General features: G+C 63.3%; 17 protein-coding genes. 6 read left to right on the top strand and 11 right to left on the bottom strand.

The genetic code is table 11. The annotated features are described in order from the left end of the window. The first annotated feature begins 74 nt into the window (after positions 1-74). From ACR0K1_RS17175 to phnN, 4 genes are read left to right on the top strand one after another with little or no spacing between them, the layout of a single operon-like run. Positions 75-935 carry an alpha-D-ribose 1-methylphosphonate 5-phosphate C-P-lyase PhnJ gene (locus tag ACR0K1_RS17175; RefSeq protein ID WP_480851348.1) on the top strand — a complete coding sequence of 287 codons (861 nt, stop codon included), beginning with the start codon at positions 75-77 and terminating at the stop codon, positions 933-935. Then, complete coding sequence (gene phnK / locus ACR0K1_RS17170; protein WP_480615488.1) at positions 932-1,702, top strand: phosphonate C-P lyase system protein PhnK; 771 nt, start codon at positions 932-934, stop codon at positions 1,700-1,702. Before ACR0K1_RS17175 ends, phnK begins: the two co-directional genes overlap by 4 nt. 24 nt (positions 1,703-1,726) lie before the next feature. Continuing rightward, positions 1,727-2,410, top strand: a complete 684-nt coding sequence (gene phnL, locus ACR0K1_RS17165) for a phosphonate C-P lyase system protein PhnL (RefSeq protein WP_480615486.1) — start codon at positions 1,727-1,729, stop codon at positions 2,408-2,410. Continuing rightward, positions 2,407-2,955 (top strand): phosphonate metabolism protein/1,5-bisphosphokinase (PRPP-forming) PhnN, encoded by a 549-nt coding sequence (gene phnN / locus ACR0K1_RS17160; RefSeq protein WP_480615484.1) that lies wholly within the window; start codon positions 2,407-2,409, stop codon positions 2,953-2,955. Before phnL ends, phnN begins: the two co-directional genes overlap by 4 nt. On the opposite strand, the gene ACR0K1_RS17155 is transcribed toward phnN, so the two are convergent. Beyond that, positions 2,937-3,620 carry a DUF1045 domain-containing protein gene (locus tag ACR0K1_RS17155; protein WP_480615482.1) on the bottom strand — a complete coding sequence of 228 codons (684 nt, stop codon included), beginning with the start codon at positions 3,618-3,620 and terminating at the stop codon, positions 2,937-2,939. The two genes, phnN and ACR0K1_RS17155, sit on opposite strands and share 19 nt — an antisense overlap. A 52-nt stretch (positions 3,621-3,672) precedes the next feature. Between ACR0K1_RS17155 and ACR0K1_RS17150 the strand changes: the two genes are divergently transcribed. Beyond that, complete coding sequence (locus tag ACR0K1_RS17150; protein WP_480615480.1) at positions 3,673-4,815, top strand: alpha-D-ribose 1-methylphosphonate 5-triphosphate diphosphatase; 1,143 nt, start codon at positions 3,673-3,675, stop codon at positions 4,813-4,815. A 23-nt stretch (positions 4,816-4,838) separates the two neighbouring features. Here ACR0K1_RS17150 and ACR0K1_RS17145 read toward each other — a convergent pair whose 3' ends face one another. The 7 genes from ACR0K1_RS17145 to ACR0K1_RS17115 are packed head-to-tail and all read right to left on the bottom strand — an operon-like array spanning position 4,839 to position 11,330. After that, on the bottom strand, positions 4,839-5,315 hold the full coding sequence (locus tag ACR0K1_RS17145) for a class I SAM-dependent methyltransferase (protein ID WP_480615478.1): 477 nt from the start codon (positions 5,313-5,315) through the stop codon (positions 4,839-4,841). Then, complete coding sequence (locus ACR0K1_RS17140) at positions 5,312-6,082, bottom strand: polysaccharide deacetylase family protein (protein WP_480851347.1); 771 nt, start codon at positions 6,080-6,082, stop codon at positions 5,312-5,314. The genes ACR0K1_RS17145 and ACR0K1_RS17140 overlap by 4 nt, the downstream gene beginning before the upstream one ends. Next, positions 6,079-7,221 (bottom strand): glycosyltransferase family protein, encoded by a 1,143-nt coding sequence (locus ACR0K1_RS17135; protein WP_480851346.1) that lies wholly within the window; start codon positions 7,219-7,221, stop codon positions 6,079-6,081. Before ACR0K1_RS17135 ends, ACR0K1_RS17140 begins: the two co-directional genes overlap by 4 nt. Continuing rightward, the gene (locus ACR0K1_RS17130) at positions 7,218-7,802 is read right to left on the bottom strand and encodes a histidine phosphatase family protein (RefSeq protein WP_480615472.1); all 585 of its coding nucleotides are present in this window, start codon (positions 7,800-7,802) and stop codon (positions 7,218-7,220) included. The genes ACR0K1_RS17135 and ACR0K1_RS17130 overlap by 4 nt, the downstream gene beginning before the upstream one ends. Next, positions 7,799-8,872: a glycosyltransferase family 4 protein gene (locus ACR0K1_RS17125; RefSeq protein WP_480615470.1), complete on the bottom strand. Its 1,074-nt coding sequence runs from the start codon at positions 8,870-8,872 to the stop codon at positions 7,799-7,801. The genes ACR0K1_RS17130 and ACR0K1_RS17125 overlap by 4 nt, the downstream gene beginning before the upstream one ends. Further along, positions 8,872-10,119 carry a glycosyltransferase family 4 protein gene (locus ACR0K1_RS17120; RefSeq protein ID WP_480615468.1) on the bottom strand — a complete coding sequence of 416 codons (1,248 nt, stop codon included), beginning with the start codon at positions 10,117-10,119 and terminating at the stop codon, positions 8,872-8,874. The genes ACR0K1_RS17125 and ACR0K1_RS17120 overlap by 1 nt, the downstream gene beginning before the upstream one ends. Next, positions 10,116-11,330, bottom strand: coding sequence for a glycosyltransferase family protein (locus ACR0K1_RS17115; RefSeq protein ID WP_480615467.1), 1,215 nt, complete (start codon positions 11,328-11,330; stop codon positions 10,116-10,118). Before ACR0K1_RS17115 ends, ACR0K1_RS17120 begins: the two co-directional genes overlap by 4 nt. A 376-nt stretch (positions 11,331-11,706) precedes the next feature. On the opposite strand from ACR0K1_RS17115, the gene ACR0K1_RS17110 reads away from it, so the two are divergent. Next, on the top strand, positions 11,707-14,082 hold the full coding sequence (locus ACR0K1_RS17110; RefSeq protein WP_480851345.1) for a mechanosensitive ion channel family protein: 2,376 nt from the start codon (positions 11,707-11,709) through the stop codon (positions 14,080-14,082). Positions 14,083-14,161: 79 nt separating this feature from the next. Here ACR0K1_RS17110 and ACR0K1_RS17105 read toward each other — a convergent pair whose 3' ends face one another. From ACR0K1_RS17105 to ACR0K1_RS17095, 3 genes are read right to left on the bottom strand one after another with little or no spacing between them, the layout of a single operon-like run. Beyond that, the gene (locus ACR0K1_RS17105; RefSeq protein ID WP_480615463.1) at positions 14,162-15,505 is read right to left on the bottom strand and encodes a CoA transferase; all 1,344 of its coding nucleotides are present in this window, start codon (positions 15,503-15,505) and stop codon (positions 14,162-14,164) included. Further along, positions 15,502-16,656: an ABC transporter permease gene (locus ACR0K1_RS17100; protein WP_480615461.1), complete on the bottom strand. Its 1,155-nt coding sequence runs from the start codon at positions 16,654-16,656 to the stop codon at positions 15,502-15,504. The genes ACR0K1_RS17105 and ACR0K1_RS17100 overlap by 4 nt, the downstream gene beginning before the upstream one ends. Next, positions 16,653-17,681 carry an ABC transporter permease gene (locus ACR0K1_RS17095; RefSeq protein WP_480615459.1) on the bottom strand — a complete coding sequence of 343 codons (1,029 nt, stop codon included), beginning with the start codon at positions 17,679-17,681 and terminating at the stop codon, positions 16,653-16,655. Before ACR0K1_RS17095 ends, ACR0K1_RS17100 begins: the two co-directional genes overlap by 4 nt. Between the last annotated feature and the right edge of the window lie 2 nt (positions 17,682-17,683).

The raw sequence follows: 17,683 nt of genomic DNA, 5'->3' as shown, positions 1-17,683 counted from the left end.
CAAAAGCGCCAATAGCAGCGCGCCTAACACCAATACGTCCACAAAAACACCATTAAACAAAGTGATACATCAAAATGAGTGAGTATAACTTCGCATATTTGGACGAACAAACCAAGCGGATGATCCGCCGGGCGATCCTGAAAGGTCTGGCCGTGCCGGGCTATCAGGTGCCCTTTGCCAGCCGCGAAATGCCGATGCCCTATGGCTGGGGTACCGGCGGGGTGCAGGTCTCGGCGGCGACGCTGACGCCCGAGGATACGCTCAAGGTGATCGATCAGGGCGCGGATGACACCACAAACGCGGTGTCGATCCGCAAGTTCTTCGAGAATACCGCAGGCGTCGAAACCACCGAGGAAACCGAAAAGGCAACCGTCATCCAGACCCGCCACCGCATCCCCGAGGCGAAGCTGCGCGAGGATCAGATCATCGTCTATCAGGTGCCGATCCCGGAACCCCTGCGGTTTCTGGAACCGCGCGAGACGGAAACACGCAAGATGCACAGCCTTGAGGAATACGGGCTGATGCATGTGAAACTCTATGAGGATATCAGCCAGCACGGCGCGATTTCGACCTCTTACGCCTATCCGGTGAAAGTGTCGGACCGCTATGTAATGGACCCGTCGCCGATCCCGAAATTCGACAATCCCAAGCTTGAGATGGACGCGATCCAGCTGTTTGGGGCGGGGCGGGAACAGCGGATCTACGCGGTGCCACCGCATACACAGGTCGTCAGTCTGGATTTCGAGGACTACCCGTTTGAGGCCACCAAGGCCGATCATGCCTGTGATCTGTGCGGGGCCGAGGACAGCTATCTGGATGAGGTCATCATGGACGATGCGGGCAACCGGATGTTTGTCTGTTCGGACACCGATTATTGTCGCTCGCGCCGCGCGGATGGGTATCAGGGCCGACTGGCCGGGGAGTATGCGGCATGACCCCTCTGCTGCAGGTCAAAGGCATCGAGAAACGCTATGGCGCGCGGATCGGATGCAAGGATGTGAGTTTCGATCTTTATCCCGGCGAGGTGATGGGGATCGTGGGCGAAAGCGGCTCGGGCAAGTCGACCCTGCTGAATTGTCTGGCCGGTCATCTGGAACCGGATGCCGGGCAGGTGATCTTTGAAACCCGCACCGCTGGGCCGGTCGATACGGTGACCATGTCCGAGCCCGAGCGCCGGATGCTGGGCCGCACCGACTGGGCCTTCGTGCATCAGCATGCCCGCGACGGCCTGCGCATGTCGGTCAGCGCCGGCGGCAACATCGGCGAGCGGCTGATGGCGGTGGGCGACCGTCACTACGGGGCCATCCGGAACCGGGCGGTTGACTGGCTGGGCCGCGTCGAGATCGACGAAAGCCGCGTCGATGATCGTCCGACCGCGTTTTCCGGCGGGATGCAGCAGCGGTTGCAGATCGCCCGCAATCTGGTCACTGGCCCGCGTCTGGTGTTCATGGATGAGCCGACCGGCGGGCTGGATGTCTCGGTCCAGGCACGTCTGCTGGACCTGCTGCGCGGTCTGGTGCGCGAGATGGGGCTGAGCGCGATCATCGTCACCCATGACCTGGCCGTGGTGCGCCTGTTGGCGGACCGGCTGATGGTGATGAAAGACGGGCGCGTGGTCGAGGCCGGGCTGACCGATCAGGTGCTGGACGATCCGCAGCATCCATATACGCAACTGCTTGTGTCCAGCGTTCTGCAGGTTTGAGTATTTGAGAAAAGATGAAATGCGATGATTGAACTGATCGACGTCTGCAAGAGCTTTACCCTGCATAATCAGGGCGGTGCGGTCCTGCCGGTGATGGAGGGTGCGGCGCTGAAGGTCGCGCCCGGTGAGTGCGTGGCGCTGACCGGGGCCTCGGGCGCGGGCAAGTCGACGCTGATGCGGGTGATCTACGGAAACTATCTGGCGGCCTCGGGTCAGGTGCTGGTGGGTGGGCTGGACGTGGCCCGCGCCGAGCCGCGCGAGATTCTGGCGCTGCGCCGCGAGACTTTGGGTTATGTCAGCCAGTTTCTGCGGGTGGTGCCCCGGGTGCCGACGCTCGAGGTTGTGGCCGAGCCGCTGCTGGCGGTGGGCTGCGACAAGCAGGCGGCGCTGGACAAGGCGGCGGGGCTGTTGGCGCGGTTGAACATCCCGGAACGTCTGTGGTCGCTCAGCCCCACCACTTTTTCGGGGGGTGAGCAGCAGCGCGTGAACATCGCGCGTGGTTTTGCCCATGAGTATCCGGCGATGCTGCTGGATGAACCAACAGCCAGTCTGGACGTGCGCAACCGCGAGACCGTGCTGTCCCTGATCGAAGAGGCCAAGGCGCGCGGGGCGGCGATTGTCGGCATTTTCCACGATGTCGAGGCGCGCGCGCGGGTCTGCGACCGTTCGGTGGACGTGTCCGATTTCTCGCCGGGTCTAGTGGCATGAGTCTTGCGCCGGTCATAGCGGTCGTCGGCCCCTCCGGGGTTGGCAAGGACAGCGTGATCGAGGCGCTGACCGCCCGCGCGCCCGGCATTCAGCGGGTGCGCCGGGTGATCACCCGGCCCGAGGGCGAAGACGGTGAGGATTTTGAGCGCGTGTCCGAGGACCGCTTCCGGCAGATGGTGCAGGCCGGGGATTTCGCGCTGCACTGGCCTGCACATGGGCTGATGTACGGCGTGCCCGCCGGGATTGCGTCACAGCGCGGCGAGGCCGATGCGGTTCTGGTCAACCTCTCGCGGGCGGTTCTGCTGCAGGCACAGGCGGTGTTCGGCGATCTGATCGTGATCTCTCTGACCGCCGATGCCGGTGTTCTGGCCCGGCGGCTGTCGGAGCGCGGGCGAGAGAGCGCGGACGAACAGGCGCGGCGGCTGGGCCGGGCCAAAGCGTCTCTGCCCGAGGGGTTGCAGCGCGTGATCGAAGTCGACAATTCCGGTCCGCTGCAGGCCACGGTGGACGAAATCCTGACCTGGCTTCAGCCGGAAAGGGCGTAGCGATGGATCAGGTGGAACCGCCCGTCCTCGGCCTCGCCCATCAGCGCCAGATCGGCGATGCGGAACGGCGCGGGCAGCAACGGTCCGAGGCGCGTGTCCAGCGCAGCCTGCACCTGTGTCAGCGTCGGTTTGTCCAGCTTGCCGCTGAGCGTGATGTGAAAGCGAAAGGCGTCCAGCACATAGGGATAGCCCCATTGGGTCAGGTTGGCCTGTTGCGCGGGTGTCAGACCAGCGGCGCGGCGGCGGGCCAGTTCGGCCTCGGATGCCGGTGCGCGAAACGGGTCCAGATCGCGCACGCAGGCGGCGGCCAGCGCGTTCAGCGCGCCTGTCTCGCCCAGCGGGCGCAGCGCCAGAAACCGACCCAGCCGGGCGATCTCCAACCCGTCCAGCACTACTTGCGACTGCTGCGTGGCCAGCTGCGCACAGGCGTCCTGCAACGCGGCAACCGACTGGCCCGGGGCCAGATGAAAGGGCGGCTTCATCGTGGCGTGCAGGCCATACTTGCGCGGAACTTCGGTGATGGCGGCGACGTCCATGCCCGCGACGGCGGGGTGCGCGGCAGGTTGGCCGGTTTCCATGTCCCATCCCAGCCACCCGGCACCGAATTTTGTCCATTCAGCCCCCGCAGGGGGCGCAAAATAGATCGCGTATCGCGTGAATGTCACATTGGCCTCCTATTGCGTGGCCGTTCCATAGCTCAAACCGTGTGAAATTCAGATGACAGAAGAACTGATCCTTGCCAATGCCACGCTTGTTCTGCCGGACGAGACCATCACCGGCAGCCTTCGGATTGTGGGCGAAACCATCGCCGGGATCGACACCGGCGCAGGCATTCCCGCAGGCGCGGTGGATTGCGAGGGCGACTTTGTCAGTCCCGGTCTGGTGGAATTGCACACCGACAATCTGGAACGTCACATCCAGCCGCGTCCGCAAGTCGACTGGCCCCATGCCGCCGCCATCATCGCCCATGATGCGGAACTGGCCAGCACAGGCATCACCACGGTGTTCGACGCCATGCGCATCGGCTCGATCCCCACCGGGGCCGCGCGCTATCTGAAATATGCCCGCGGACTGTCGCGCGAGCTGTGGGAACTGCGCGAGCAGGATGCGCTCAAGATCAGCCATTTCCTGCATTTGCGGGCCGAAGTGTGCTCGGAAACGCTGATCGAGGAACTGGATGAGTTCGGCCCCGAAGATCGCGTCGGGCTGGTGTCAATCATGGATCACACGCCGGGGCAGCGGCAGTTCCGGGATATCTCGAAGCTTGAGACCTATCTGAAGGTCAAATACGCGATGGACGATGATACGTTCCTGCAGCACGTGGCGCAATTGAAAGGGCTGCGCGACCGCAATGGCGACAGACATGAGGTCGAAGCGGTCCAGGCCGCCCGCCGCTTTGGCGCGGTGCTGGCCAGCCACGATGACACCACGGCCGAACAGGTGCGGGTGTCCGCCGATCACGGCATCCGTCTGGCCGAATTTCCCACCACGGTCGAGGCTGCGCGCGCCTGCCACGATCACGGGATCAAGGTGATGATGGGTGCCCCGAACGTGATCCGGGGCGGGTCGCATTCGGGCAATGTTTCGGCCCGCGAACTGGCCGAGATGGACCATCTGGATATCATGTCGTCCGACTATGTGCCCGCGGCGCTGCTACTGTCGGCGGTCATGCTGGGCGAGATGTGGGGGGATATGGCGCGCGGGATCCGGACGGTTACGCAGACCCCGGCGCAGGCTGCCGGGCTGGAGGATCGCGGCGCGTTGCGGGCCGGTGCCCGGGCCGATCTGATCCGGTTCCGGATGCGCGCGGGTGCCCCGGCGCTGAATGCGGTCTGGTCGCGGGGCCGCCGCGTCGCCTGACTATGTGCGACAGAACCGCCTGATCAGGCGGTGTAGAACAGGTAGCGGTCCGGCGCGATGCTGTCGGGCCCTTCGATCTGCTTGAACCCCACCAGCGGCTGACCGGAAATCAGCAGGCCGCCGGGCTGCATGACCTTGGCGATCAGGGGGCTGAGGCGCGCAGACTCGGCCACGTCTTCCTCTTTGATGCCGCGCCCGAAATCGTAATGCGCCATTGCGATCCTGTGCCCTGTGCCCGCCAGCTTTTGCAGCATGGGCTCGGCCTCGCCCTGCAGAAAATCCTCGGGCGGCGGGGTGCTGTCGGGGTGGCATTGCAGAACCCGGTCCATCACCCAGATGCGGCGGTCGGGCAGGATCTCTCGCAAATGGTCATAGGTGCGGCCATTGCCAAGGCCCATATCCAGAACGTCGCCCTCCTTGCCGGCGATCTGCGCGGCGGCCCAGTTCAGCCCGTCGCGCTGGGCGGTCAGGCGGCGCAGCATGGAATCCAGTCGGCTCATGGGGTCTTGGTCCTTTGGGTTTTGGGGGCGGTCCACGGGACGGCGGGCCCGTCCAGCAGCTTGGCCAGCAATTCCTGGGTAAAGTCCCAGATGTCTTGATCATGGACCAGATGATGCGTCAACACGCCAAAGGGTTCGGCATTGTCGGCCCGTCCTTCGCGGCGATCCCGCAGCAACCCGGTGGTTTGGGGGATCAGCATGTCGGGCGATATCAGCCCGCGTGTTCCGCGCCAGTCGATGGGGTCCAGATGCGTGTTGATCTGTTCCAGCCCGGGGGCGGCCATCGCGGTTTTGCGGGGGGTCGCGGTTGAGAGGATGCGAAACCCAATGTCAGGCAGTTCGGTTGCCGCTTCGGGTGCGATGCGGTTCCAGGGCGGGACAAACATCGGCCGCAGCTCATCGCCAAACAGCGTGCGGAGCCGGGCAAACCCGGCCCGAGCATCGGCGACAAGCGCATCCAGGGGTCTGTGCAGGCGGAATTCCGACTTTTTCAGATCCGCCGGGGCATGGTTCTGATGTGCCCAGCCGTGGACCACCGGGATCAGCGTCTGCCGCTTGCCGACGTAATCCGACAGTTCGGCAGAGGCCGCTTTCGGGATCACCGCCAGATGAACCGGCAGGTTCAGCCGCGCGGACAGGTCCGACAGCATCTTCAACTGAGGCGTCGGCGCGATGGCATCATCGTCGCGCCACCACAGGGGCAGTGTTAGTCCCTGATCTCGCCAGCGACGCAACTCGGTTTCAAGGGGCAGCCAGTCAACGCTCATTGGCGGCCTGCCCAAAGGTGTTTGGTGATTTCCACGGACTTCTGCGCGCCGTCAAACCCAAGATCCTGCGTCTCGCGCCGCCCGTCGGACAATACGCGCTCGACGGCTTCGGCCAGTGCGGAACCGCTCAGGGCCCCGCTGGTCAGCACATCGATGGCGGGCATCTGCGACAGGCTTTGCCCGCGTAGACCCTGTTCAACTTCCTTGCCATCGTCGAAGGGGACGAACACGGCGGGAGTCCCGCTCTGCAGGATGTCCAGCGCGGTGTTATAGCCGCACATACTGACCGAGGCGGCGGCATGCGGCAGCATCTGGCGGAAATCCGGGCGCACCGGTTCGATGATCACAGGCGCGCCCTCGGCCAGTTGCGACAATTCGGCAATCCGCGCCTGCGCGTCCTGCCCGCCCACCAGCAGGCGCCAGCGCCTGTTGGTCATCTTTCGGGCAGCCTCGATGGCTGCGCGAAAGATCGGCTGGCCGACCGAACCTCCGCCCGCGCTGACAAGCACTTCGTCCCGCCCCACAGCGTCAGGATGCGGCTGCGGCGCTTTGGGCGCGACGAAACCGGTGTAGTGCAGGCGCTGCGCCAGTTCCGCCGACACGGGCCAACTGACGGACAAGGGAATGACGCGTTCGGTCGAATGCACCAGAATGCCGTCATAATACTGCGCCACGATCTGATCGGTGCGCTCGGCTTTTGCGGGTTTGGAGGGCGGGGCCAGAATATCCCGGATCGATCCCAGAATAAGGGGGTGCTGCGGCAGGTTCCGGGCCGCGATCAGGCACGCTTCGAACTCATCGGTCAGTGTGCGGCGACCGAACGGAAAAAGCTCGGTGATCAGAACCTGCGGCTGGAAACTTTGAACGGCTTTCGTCAGCGCAGTGATCCGCGCCGCCCGGTACGTGTCATCCGCAACCTCTCCGCTTTCGGTCAGCAGCCGGGTGAAGTTCGTGCCGTCTGACCGCAGCGGGGGCAGGCCCAGCAGGGTCAGGCCGCTGCTGTCCAACTGCGGCGCGGGCATGCCACCCGAGACCACAAGAACCTCATGCCCGTCCCCGGCAAACGCCCGGCCCAGCGTCAGCGCGCGGCTGAGATGCCCGGTGCCCAGCAAATGGGTGACAAGTATCATCACGTTCATCGGGCAGCCTCTCGCGGGATCAGGCGAACGGGGTCGGGTTCGGGGGTCAGGGTGTGCACATCAACGATATACAGGCGATTGCGTTTGATCCTGAAGGGGGCCGGGCCATCGAAATCCCATCCCCAGGCCCGGGCCAGAATGGCGCGCATGATGCCGATATGGCAGACCGCGACTGTATTGTTTCGCAAGCGGCTCAGCCATGGGCGCAGCCGCGACCAGACCTCGGCCGGGGTTTCACCGTTGGGCGGGCGGTAGTCCCACCCCCAGTCTTCGATATGCTGGTAGCCGCTGTTGTCATCCGCGATCAGGTCGATCCCGCGCAAACCTTCCCAATCGCCCCAGTTCATCTCGGTCAGCGCATCCGACGTCTGTGGGTCACGGCCCGAGACCAACCGCGCCGTTTCGCTGGCGCGCAGCAGTGGGCTGGACCAGATTTCGGCGGCTTGCCAATCCGACGGCAGGGCGTATCCCGCCAGTTCGGCGCGCGCGTCGTCGTCCAGCGGGATATCGCTGCGGCCCTGAATCCGCCCGGCGCGGTTCCAGTGGGTATGTCCGTGACGGAGCAGGGCGAGCCGGGTCATGACGCCTCCAATATCGGGCGAATTGTTGCCCAGAACCGTTTGGTCGCTTGGGGCATCAAATGGCGTTGCGCCACATGGGCGCGGGCTTTGGCCCCTAGTGCAAGGCGTTCTCGATCATCGACTAGAAGCTGTTGAATTTTATCGGCCAACCCTTTTGCACCGGCCTCAACCGCAGGGTAATCCGCCGGAGCAAGAACATCACGCACGCCGGGTCGGTCCTGCGCGGCCACCGGCAGGCCGGTCGCCTGTGCTTCAAGGTAAATCATGCCGTAAGCCTCATTCACACCGGGCCAGACCAGCAGTGAAGAGCTTTCATAGATCGCCTGCAGGGCATCTCGGTCCAACTGGCCCAGAAACGAGACCCTGTCGCCGAACCGGGCCATCTTCGCCTCAACCTCGGCGCGGGCGGGGCCGTCGCCTGCGATGCGCAGATGCCAGTCGCCGGGCAGTTGCGCCAGCGCCTGTGCCAAGATGTCATACGAGGCCAGCTTGTCGCCATGCCGCATCATCCCGACCGCCAGCATCGGCCCCTGGCCCGAGCTCTGGGGTGGCAGGTCCGCACGCGGCAGGAAGGGCGGCAGTTCGACCAATTGCTGATCGCCGAAGCGGTCGCGCTGCAGCGTGATCAGGTCATTGGCGGTGTGGTAAAAGATCACATTCGCCGCATCGCACGCCTTGTGCGCCGACTGCGCGAACCCGGCCCACGGACCGTTCAGGCGGCTTGAGGCGCGGGTGCTTTCCAGCTGAACGTAAGGCAGACCACGCGCGGCACAGACTTGCGGCCCCAGCAGATCGGGGGCCTTGTAATAGTTGTGATATGTCACCCAGACCGCAGTTTCGGGCGGCAAATCCTCAATCAGCCGGTCCGCCTCGTTCCGCGCCTGATCACGCAGCGTTTGCTGCAAGGCGGGATCGCCGGTTTTGTCATAGATGCGAAGGCGCGACGCCAGATCGACCTGATCACCCTCGGCGGCGATGGCGCGCATCAGGTTCCGGGCCATTTCCCGGTCGCCCGAGGGCGTCGGGCTGTCGGGCGATTTCATCGGGGCATAGAAGGCGACGCGGGCCATCACTCGGTATCCGAACACAAGGCGCTCAGCCGGGCGGAAAGACGGGCGATGCCGGGGTCCATCCGGAACTCGGCAATCAGGCGGTCATAGGCGGCGATGGCCATGTTGGCGGTCTTGGCGGGGTCCGAGGCCATCCCGGTAATCGCCGCCGCCAGTGAGGTCGGATCGTCATCTGACAACACCCCATGCGTTCCCGTTTCGATGAATTCGGGGATGGCCGAAACCGGGGTCGACAGCATCGGCAGATGTTGCGAGGCTGCCTCCATCAGCACATTGGGCAAGCCATCGCGGTCGCCATCTGCCGCGATACGGCTGGGCAGAACGAACAGGTCCGCGCGGCGCATGGCCTCGATCACTTCGGGCTGGTCGCAGGCACCTTTCCACGTGATCCGGTCGGCGATGCCCGCCGCCTGGGCACGACAGCGCAGCGCGTCGCCAAGCGTGCCGCCGCCGATGTGGGTCCATTGCCAGTCCAGCGATTTGGGCAGCAGGGCAAAGGCGTCGATCAGGCGGTCGAACCCCTTTTTCTCGACCAGCCGCCCGACGGACAGCATGTGAAACGGCCCGTCCGCCGCGCGTGGCGCGCGAGCGGGTGGGGAGGGAAAACGGGCAAGATCCAGCCCGTGATAGATCAGGTCCACCCGCGCCGGATCATCGGCCAGCCCGCGCAGGTGTTCGGCCCCGATGGCGGTGCAGGTCGCGCCGAAGGCCGCGCCGTGGGTCGCCGCCTGCAGCTTTTCGCGCTTTTCCCAATCCGGCGAGGTCCAGATATCCTTGGCATGGGCCGAAAAGCTCCACGGCAGGCCGCACATAATGGCGGCATAGCGCGCCACGGATGACGGCGTGTGCATGAAATGCGCATAAAGCGCCCGTGTCGCCTCGGGCAGTTCGGCGGCCAGAACGCAGGCCTGTCCAAATCGGCGAATGCGGTTATGGGAGGGATCGCGGCGCAGGTCTGCGCGCCAGACCCGGTAGGCCTCGGCATAACCGGGCAGGCGTTGGGCGATGGCGCGCGCTGACCAGACGCGCTTTGGTTCTTCGTACAGGTATTCGGGCAGGTAATGCACATGGCCAGCGAACCGGTCATGCAACGGATGGCGCTTGGTGTCGGTGGGATGGCGCAGGGACCAGATGTCAAAGCTGTGCCCGGCCTCCTGCAGGGCCACAAGCTCTTGCGCGATGAACGTTTCTGACAGGCGCGGCCATCCTTTGACCAGCACCGCCAGTTTAGGATCGGGTGCGCTCATCCGGTTGCCAGTTCCTGTTCCCGGCTCAGCAGTGCATCGACACGGTCCGTCACATAGTCCAGCCCGTCCAGCAGCCCGCCGCGAATGGCCTGCGAGGGAAGCGGTTGATTGGGCAGGTCGCGAATGGCGCGGATCATGGCGTCGGCGGTCAGCCCATCGCGGTGTTCATCCAGCATCCGCACCAGCCCCAGGTTTTCGGCCCGCGACGCGCGTATCCACTGTTCCAGACGGGGTGTGGTGCGCGGCACGATGACGGCGCGTTTGTCGAAGGACAGAACCTCGCAAAACGTGTTGTAGCCGCCCATGCAGACAACACCGGCGGCCCCGGCAAACAGGGTCTCGATCTGGGATTCAAAGCCGACCGCCGTGACCCGCCCGTTCAGCGCGGCAACGCGGGTTTCGAATTCCTCCCGCAACTCGCCGGACAGGAAGGGGCCGTAAACCAGAACCGCGCGCGGAGACAGGTTGGGGTCCTTTTCATAGGCCGACAGCACAAGGTTCACCATCGCCTTGCCGTCGCCACCGCCCCCCGGTGTGATCAGGATATAAGGCTGTTCCGGCGGCTCGCCCACAGGCCCCAGGTCGCGGCGCAGATAGCCGGTCCAATGGATGCGCGACTGTGCGGCGGGGCTGAGCGGCAGGCCCTTGGTCGGGTCATAGATCGACCGCAGCCCATAGACCCAGATTTCGTGGTAAAAGCGCTCGGTGGCGGCGATGGCCTCTTTCCTGGCCCATTCGGCGGCCAGCACCTCGGGCTCGTCCAGAACATCGCGCAGGCCGAGGATCAGCTTGGTGTCGCCGGTGAACTGCAACTGTTCCAGCGTTGGCAAAAGCTCGCCTCGGAAACCTGTCGGTTCCTTGTCGACGATCAGAACGTCCGGATCGAACTGCTGAACCGCCGTCTGAATCAGGCCCGAGCGCAGCTCGGTCACCTCATCAATACCCATCCCGATGGTGCGCGCGGCGTAAGAGCCATCTTCGCGCTTGGTCACGCCGGGCAGGCGCACATGGTCAACGCGGCGTGGAAAGGTAAAGCGGCCCGCGACAGGAGAGCCCGTCAGGATCAGGGCCGAGGCCTGCGGATCCGCCTCGGTCATCGCGGCGGCAAGCGCGCGCGACCGGCGCAGGTGGCCCAGCCCAAAGGTGTCATGGCTGTAAAACAGGATACGCGGCGCGCGGCCGGATTTTGTAGTCTGTTTGCCTAGGCTCATATTGCTGCCCGTTTTAGTGGTCTTGGTGCAATTCCCGCGCGTTTGCACCAGTTATCGTATATTGTCCGGCTTTGCTTGCCAAAGGCGGATTTGCCTGCCGCAAATGTGCCATGCATTGCGATTTGGCAACAGGAATTTGTAGTTTGATCCGCGCATCGTACCGATGTTTGGTTCTGGTGCCGGAAGGACCGAGAGGAAAGGTTTCCAGGTTGCACCCGGACATATTCAATTTTTGTCGGATTGAAAATACCAGCAAAGGTGTTATGCGCTGAAAACACGCCTTTACACGATATTGAGACCGCCGAACGTGAAGATTTGAACAGCCTGCGCCTGTTCTGTACTCTGTTCGGTGACGGGAAAATGGATGCAAGACCTTATGAAGCTTAAATTTCTGGCCGGGCTGTTTCTGGCGTTCTGGGCCTTGTTGCTGGCGTATCCGGTCGGGGTGGCGGCGCAGACATCCTTGATTCCGGGGTATTCCACAGGGTCGGGCAGCGATTCCGGAACATCGGCCGACGGCGATGTGGCAGCGGCGATCCGAGCGGCGAGTGAGGCAGGGGCCAGCGTTATCGTGATCGACAGCGCGGGACAGGTGGTTTCTGCGAACGCACAGGGCGGCGCGCAATCAGAGGACGACGCAACCGGCAACCCGATGGGCGGCGGCTCGGAACTGATGAAGGCGCAGGAGAGGTTCTCGAAATTCCGGGAATCGATGGCCTCCCGGATGGAGGCCCTGCCGTATTCGATGTTCGAAGTGCAATACATCCTGCGCCAGACCAGCCCGGATGGCCGTATCCAGACCTATGTCGAAGTGCTGGGCTGGAACATCCTGTTTCTGCTGCTGGGGCGATGGCTATCCACCGAAATCTACGGAAAACGGTTTGCAAAACATTGGGTTGTCGCGCGCAGCAAGGAAAACCCGCAAGGTTATCGCGAGAAGATGCCGTTTCTGGTGTTCCGCTTCCTGATGGGGATCGGCGGAACCATTTTCGCGATGCTTATGGCGCTGATCGTGGGGTATCTGTTCTTTGGCGAGGCCGAGGATATCTCGGTCCAGTTCACGGTGACGGCAATCTTCACCGCATTTTTCCTGTCGCGCACGGTGTCGGACCTGTGGCGGATGGTGCTGTCGCCTTTTCTGAGCCAATATCGCCTGCCGCCCTTTTCCGACCGTGATGCAAAACGGCTGTATATCTGGGCGTCGGCGCTGGCGACCTATGACATCTCGGTCGTGATGTTCTCGACCTGGGTGGCGGATTTCGGGCTGAACTACAATGTCTATGCCATGGTTTATGGCGGTCTGACCATGTTCGGGGCTTTGGGTAACGTCTTGATGATCCTGTTCAACGCCCGCGCCATTTCCAATGCCATCCGCGGGGGCCGGGCCCCGGATCAGGTGTCGTGGATTTCACGCCTCATCTCATTCGCATGGGCACCGGTGCTGATCGTGTACATCGTGTTCAGCTGGTTCAAGCTGGCGGTCGATCTGGTTCTGGAGCACCAGAACTCGATCCCAATCGTGGCCAGCAGCTACGCGATCTTCATGTCGGTGGTCGTGGCCTACGGCGCAATGAACTATCTGCTAGAGCGGTATTTCGACCGCAACCGCCAGATGGAAGAGATGAATGCCGAGCCCGAATCCGACGGGGATGAGGCCGCTGAGACCGAAACCCCGGAAGCCGAACAGCGAAAGCACGCGATCCTGACATATGAGGATCTGGCACGGCGCGTCGCGGGCATTCTTGCCTTTGTTGTCGGGCTTTATGCGGTGGTGGTGATCTGGAACCCGAACGCCAGCTGGAGCGAAGACCTGCCTGTCGGGCGTGCGCTGGACGTGATGGTGATCCTGTTCATCGGCTATATCCTGTTCCATTTCTTCCGCATCTGGATCGACAGCAAGATCGCCGAAGAGGTGGACGATGGCGGTGAGGCTGAACTGGGCGACGAAGGCGGGGAAGGCGGGCAGAGCCGCTTGGCAACCCTATTGCCCCTGTTCCGCGGGGCTATTTTGGCCGTAGTTGTCGTGACCATCGCTCTGATCGTGCTGATGGAGATTGGCATCAATGTCAGTCCGCTGTTTGCTGGTGCGGGCGTTGTGGGACTGGCCGTCGGGTTCGGCTCTCAGACCCTTGTGCGCGACATCTTCTCGGGCGCGTTCTTCCTGTTGGACGATGCTTTCCGCAAGGGCGAATATATCGACATCGGGGATGTGAAAGGCACGGTCGAGAAAATCTCGGTCCGGTCTTTCCAGCTGCGCCACCATCTGGGTGCGCTCAACACCATTCCGTTCGGTGAAATCAAGGTGCTGACCAACTATTCCCGCGACTGGGTGATCATGAAACTGCCCTTGCGCGTGACCTATGACACGGATGTCGAGAAAGTGCGGAAGCTGATCAAGAAGCTTGGCCAGCAACTCCTGACCGATCCGGTGATTGGCGAGAACTTCATCCAGCCGCTGAAATCGCAGGGCGTGATCGAGATGCAGGATTCGGCGATGATCATCCGGGTCAAGTTCATGACCAAACCGGGCGATCAGTGGCTGGTGCGCAAGAAAGTCTATCAGGAAATCCGCGAGTTGTTTGCCCGCGAAGGTATCCGCTTTGCCCACCGCGAAGTGACGGTGCGGCTGGCCGATGACAAAGATCCGGAAGACCTGACGCCCAAGCAGCGCGAGGCGGTGACGGGGGCGGTTCAGGCCGCGATTGACGAGGACTATCTGGACGATATCGGCCCCGGCGGCGACGACCGCTAGGGCGGGCTCCCGCCCCTTTGGGTTGCGCCTCTGACGAGACGCCATCCAAAGTGTTGGGCCGGGCCGCGCGTTGGATGTGTTAGGGCCATTCCGGCTCGGATGTGCCGAGTCTCGGGGCAGGCAAATCCCAGCTCATTTTCGTTTCACCCACCCTCAGAGCGGGTTTAAGACGGTGGCCGGAACCCCAGCCAGACGCCTCGGGCACCGAGGCGAAGTCGGTGGATTGGGCCACGCCGATCTCATCGCTTCCGCCGGACTTGCTGAGCCGCGCCAGCAACTCCGCAGTGCGGGCCAGCGACAGATGCGCATACATGACCGAATTGCCTGACGCGGCCTCGGTCAAAGCGGATAGGACGGCGGCGGCCATCAGATAGCCCGTCGCGTGGTCCAGCGCCTGAACGGGCAGGGGCGTGGGCTTGTCGGCTTGGGCCCACCCCATCCCTGCATGGGCTATTCCGGCGCTCATCTGGACCAGACTGTCAAAGCCACGCCGCGCCGACCACGGGCCCTGCCAGCCATAGGCGTCCAGCGTCACCTCGATCCGGTTGGGGGCAAGCTCGTCGCGTTTGGCCTTGGTCAGCCCAAGCGCGTCCAGAGCGCCGGGGCGGTAGCCGTGAACAAACACATCCGCCTGCGCCAGCAGGTCCTGCAGACGCTCCAGCCCTTTTGGCGATTTGAGGTCGAGATAGGTGCAGCGCTTGCCCAGAGAGATATCGGGGATGACGCCGGGTTCATCCCAATCCGGAGGATCAACGCGCAGCACATCCGCGCCGAAACCGGCCAGCGTGCGGGTCGAAACAGGCCCGGCCAGCACGCGGGTCAGGTCGAGCACCCGCAACCCGGCCAAAGGGCGCGCTGCGGTGGCTTGCGACCGGTCCCGCAACGCAACAGGGCGCGGCCCCTGCCAACTGATCAGCGGATCGCGCGAGACCGCGCGTCCCTGCGGATGTTCCAGCCACTCGGTCCGGCTGCGCATGGCGGCGGCAACGCCTCCCTGCGCCACGACGGCGTTTTCCAGATCGGTGATTTGCCAGGACCGGACGGCTTGCGTCACCGCTTCGCGATCCGGCGTCGTGGCCAGAACCTTCAGAACCGCCGCACGGTGATGCGGCAGGTTGGTGTGCAATCTGATCCAGCCATCCGAGGCCCGGTAATCCCCGGCTATCGCATCCCACAGGTTGGGCAAGTCCCACCCATCGGGCCGGAACGAAAACCCGTACCACAACGAGGCCAGACGATGATCGACGGCAACCTCGGCCTCGGAGGCCGTCAGGTTCAGCGCTTTCATCAGGCGGGCCAGTTCCAGACCCACTGCCGCGAAGCTGGCGGTTGCCAGTTCCGACACGGCAAATGCGCTGGGCAGGGCACCCGAGCCTGTGGACCGATAGCTGTCAGTGGCCGGAAGGGACGCAAGCAGGCTCATTGCTGATAGGGGTCAAGGCTGTCGCGCAGACCGTCACCAAGGAAGTTGAACGCCAGCACTACCACGATGATCGGCAGCATCGGAATCGCCGTCCACGGGTAGATCTCAATCGAGGCCAGGTTCTGCGCATCGTTCAGCATCACCCCCCAACTGACCGCCGGGGCCCGCAGGCCAAGGCCAAGAAAGCTGAGCGCCGTTTCCCCAAGGATCATCGCCGGGATCGACAGCGTGGCCGAAGCGATCAGGTGCGACATGAAGTTCGGCAGAAGGTGCTTTCGGATCACCCGGCCCGAACTTGCGCCCATCATCTCGGCCGCGCGCACGTATTCCTCTTCCCGCAGCGACAGGAACTTGGCGCGCACGGATCGCGCCAATCCGGGCCAGTCGAGGATGCCGAGGATGATCGAGATGATGAAGAACACCGCGACCGGGCTCCAGTTCGAGGGCACGGCGGCGGACAGGGCCAGCCAGAGCGGCAGTTCGGGCAACGAGCGCAGGATTTCGATCACCCGGTTGATGATCCAGTCTATGCGCCCGCCGAAATACCCGGCCATCGAGCCAAACAGGATGCCCAGGAAGAAGGACACCGAAATGCCGATCAGACCCACCGTCAGCGAAAGCTGCGCACCGTAAAGAATGCGGCTGAAAATATCGCGGCCCAGCCGGTCAGACCCCCACAGGAACAGCGTGGACCCTTCGGGCGCGCAGAACAGATGCCTGTCGGTCTTGATCAGCCCCGCCAGCTTGTATTCCGAGCTTTTGCAGAAGAACCGGATGGGTTGGGGGTTGTCGGTGTCGGGGACAAACTTCCACTGGAAGGTCTCAAGATCGGCCTCGGCTATGATGGGATAGACATACGGTCCGACGAACTCGCCCTCGTGAAACCAGTTGACCGATTGCGGCGGGGCATAAAGGTGCTCTCCGTTCCGGTCATTGGGGCCGTATGGGGCAATGAAGCCGGCGAAGGGCAGCATCAGATAGCAGAACAGCAGGAAGATGCCCGAGATCAGGCCCAGCTTGTGCGTTTTGAACTTGCGCCAGACCAGCACCCAGTTCGGGGCGTCCAGATCGGCGCGCTCCAGTTGCTGGACGGATGCCTCCGGATCGAACGGGGCGTCATCGACATAGCGATCGTCGGGGCGGTCGGTCATGCTTCGCGCCCCTCATACCGGATGCGCGGGTCCAGCATGACCAGCAGGATGTCGGAGATCATCGTCCCGATGAGCGTCAGTAACGCCACGAACATCAGGATGAAGGCGGACAGGAACTGGTCCTGCGTCTTGAGCGCGGTCAGCAGGGTCGGGCCGATGGTTTGCAGACCCAGAACAACCGAGACCAGAACCGAGCCCGACACCATCGACGGCAGCAGGTTGCCGATATCCGCCACGAAGGGGTTGAAGGCCACGCGCAGGGGGTATTTTGTCAGCATCCGCGACGGGGCCATGCCCTTGGCGATGGCGGTTTCCACGTATGGCTTGCCCAATTCGTCCAGCATATTGGCGCGCAGGCGCTGCATCATGGCCGAGGCTCCGGAAGTGCCGATCACGAAGGTCGGCACGATCAGGTGAATGAGGATGGATTTGAGCTTGTCCCAACTCATCGGCTGACCTTCGAACCGGGGGTCCATCAGGCCGCCGATGGGCAGGTTGAAATATTGATGCCCGTAGTAGAACAGGATCAGCGCCAGCAGAAAGTTCGGGGTCGCCAGACCCAGATAGCCCACAAAGGCCGAGGTGTAATCGATCCAGGTCCGCGACCGGGCGGCAGCGAGGACCCCGAGCGGCAGGGCGACGGCATAGACAAACAGGATAGCCGCCAGATTGACGACCACCGTCAGCCAAAGCGTGTCGCCGACGATTTCCGATACAGGGCGGTCAAACTCGAAGGACCAGCCGTAGTTGCCCTGTAGCAACCCGGCAAAGCCGTGTGGGCCCGGCCAGAACCCGATCCAGATCAGGTATTGTTCCCACATAGGGCGATCCAGCGCGTATTCGGTGCGCAGAAACTCGGCCTTGGCCACACCGGCGGACTGGCCCGAGGCCTGCAGTTCGGCAATCTGGTTGCTCAGGTAATCGCCGGGCGGCAGGTTGATGATCACGAAGACCAGAACCGACACCACCAGCAGCGTCAGCAGCATCGTGAAAAAGCGGTACACCGCATAGCGCAGCATTATCATTT

The sequence above is a fragment of the Ruegeria sp. F5 genome (assembly GCF_056533845.1).
Note: the sequence above shows the minus strand (reverse complement) of the source record. Positions and strands in the feature narration are given on the sequence as shown.

What these genes read in the sequence shown, in the direction of transcription:
- ACR0K1_RS17115 (WP_480615467.1), bottom strand. Translation starts at nt 11,330, where the DNA reads ATGAGCCTAGGCAAACAGACTACAAAATCCGGCCGCGCGCCGCGTATC.
- ACR0K1_RS17105 (WP_480615463.1), bottom strand. Translation starts at nt 15,505, where the DNA reads ATGAGCCTGCTTGCGTCCCTTCCGGCCACTGACAGCTATCGGTCCACA.
- ACR0K1_RS17120 (WP_480615468.1), bottom strand. Translation starts at nt 10,119, where the DNA reads ATGAGCGCACCCGATCCTAAACTGGCGGTGCTGGTCAAAGGATGGCCG.
- ACR0K1_RS17130 (WP_480615472.1), bottom strand. Translation starts at nt 7,802, where the DNA reads ATGACCCGGCTCGCCCTGCTCCGTCACGGACATACCCACTGGAACCGC.
- ACR0K1_RS17140 (WP_480851347.1), bottom strand. Translation starts at nt 6,082, where the DNA reads ATGAGCGTTGACTGGCTGCCCCTTGAAACCGAGTTGCGTCGCTGGCGA.
- ACR0K1_RS17175 (WP_480851348.1), top strand. Translation starts at nt 75, where the DNA reads ATGAGTGAGTATAACTTCGCATATTTGGACGAACAAACCAAGCGGATG.
- phnK (WP_480615488.1), top strand. Translation starts at nt 932, where the DNA reads ATGACCCCTCTGCTGCAGGTCAAAGGCATCGAGAAACGCTATGGCGCG.
- phnN (WP_480615484.1), top strand. Translation starts at nt 2,407, where the DNA reads ATGAGTCTTGCGCCGGTCATAGCGGTCGTCGGCCCCTCCGGGGTTGGC.
- ACR0K1_RS17135 (WP_480851346.1), bottom strand. Translation starts at nt 7,221, where the DNA reads ATGAACGTGATGATACTTGTCACCCATTTGCTGGGCACCGGGCATCTC.
- ACR0K1_RS17145 (WP_480615478.1), bottom strand. Translation starts at nt 5,315, where the DNA reads ATGAGCCGACTGGATTCCATGCTGCGCCGCCTGACCGCCCAGCGCGAC.
- ACR0K1_RS17100 (WP_480615461.1), bottom strand. Translation starts at nt 16,656, where the DNA reads ATGACCGACCGCCCCGACGATCGCTATGTCGATGACGCCCCGTTCGAT.
- ACR0K1_RS17125 (WP_480615470.1), bottom strand. Translation starts at nt 8,872, where the DNA reads ATGGCCCGCGTCGCCTTCTATGCCCCGATGAAATCGCCCGACAGCCCG.
- phnL (WP_480615486.1), top strand. Translation starts at nt 1,727, where the DNA reads ATGATTGAACTGATCGACGTCTGCAAGAGCTTTACCCTGCATAATCAG.
- ACR0K1_RS17150 (WP_480615480.1), top strand. Translation starts at nt 3,673, where the DNA reads ATGACAGAAGAACTGATCCTTGCCAATGCCACGCTTGTTCTGCCGGAC.
- ACR0K1_RS17095 (WP_480615459.1), bottom strand. Translation starts at nt 17,681, where the DNA reads ATGATAATGCTGCGCTATGCGGTGTACCGCTTTTTCACGATGCTGCTG.
- ACR0K1_RS17110 (WP_480851345.1), top strand. Translation starts at nt 11,707, where the DNA reads ATGAAGCTTAAATTTCTGGCCGGGCTGTTTCTGGCGTTCTGGGCCTTG.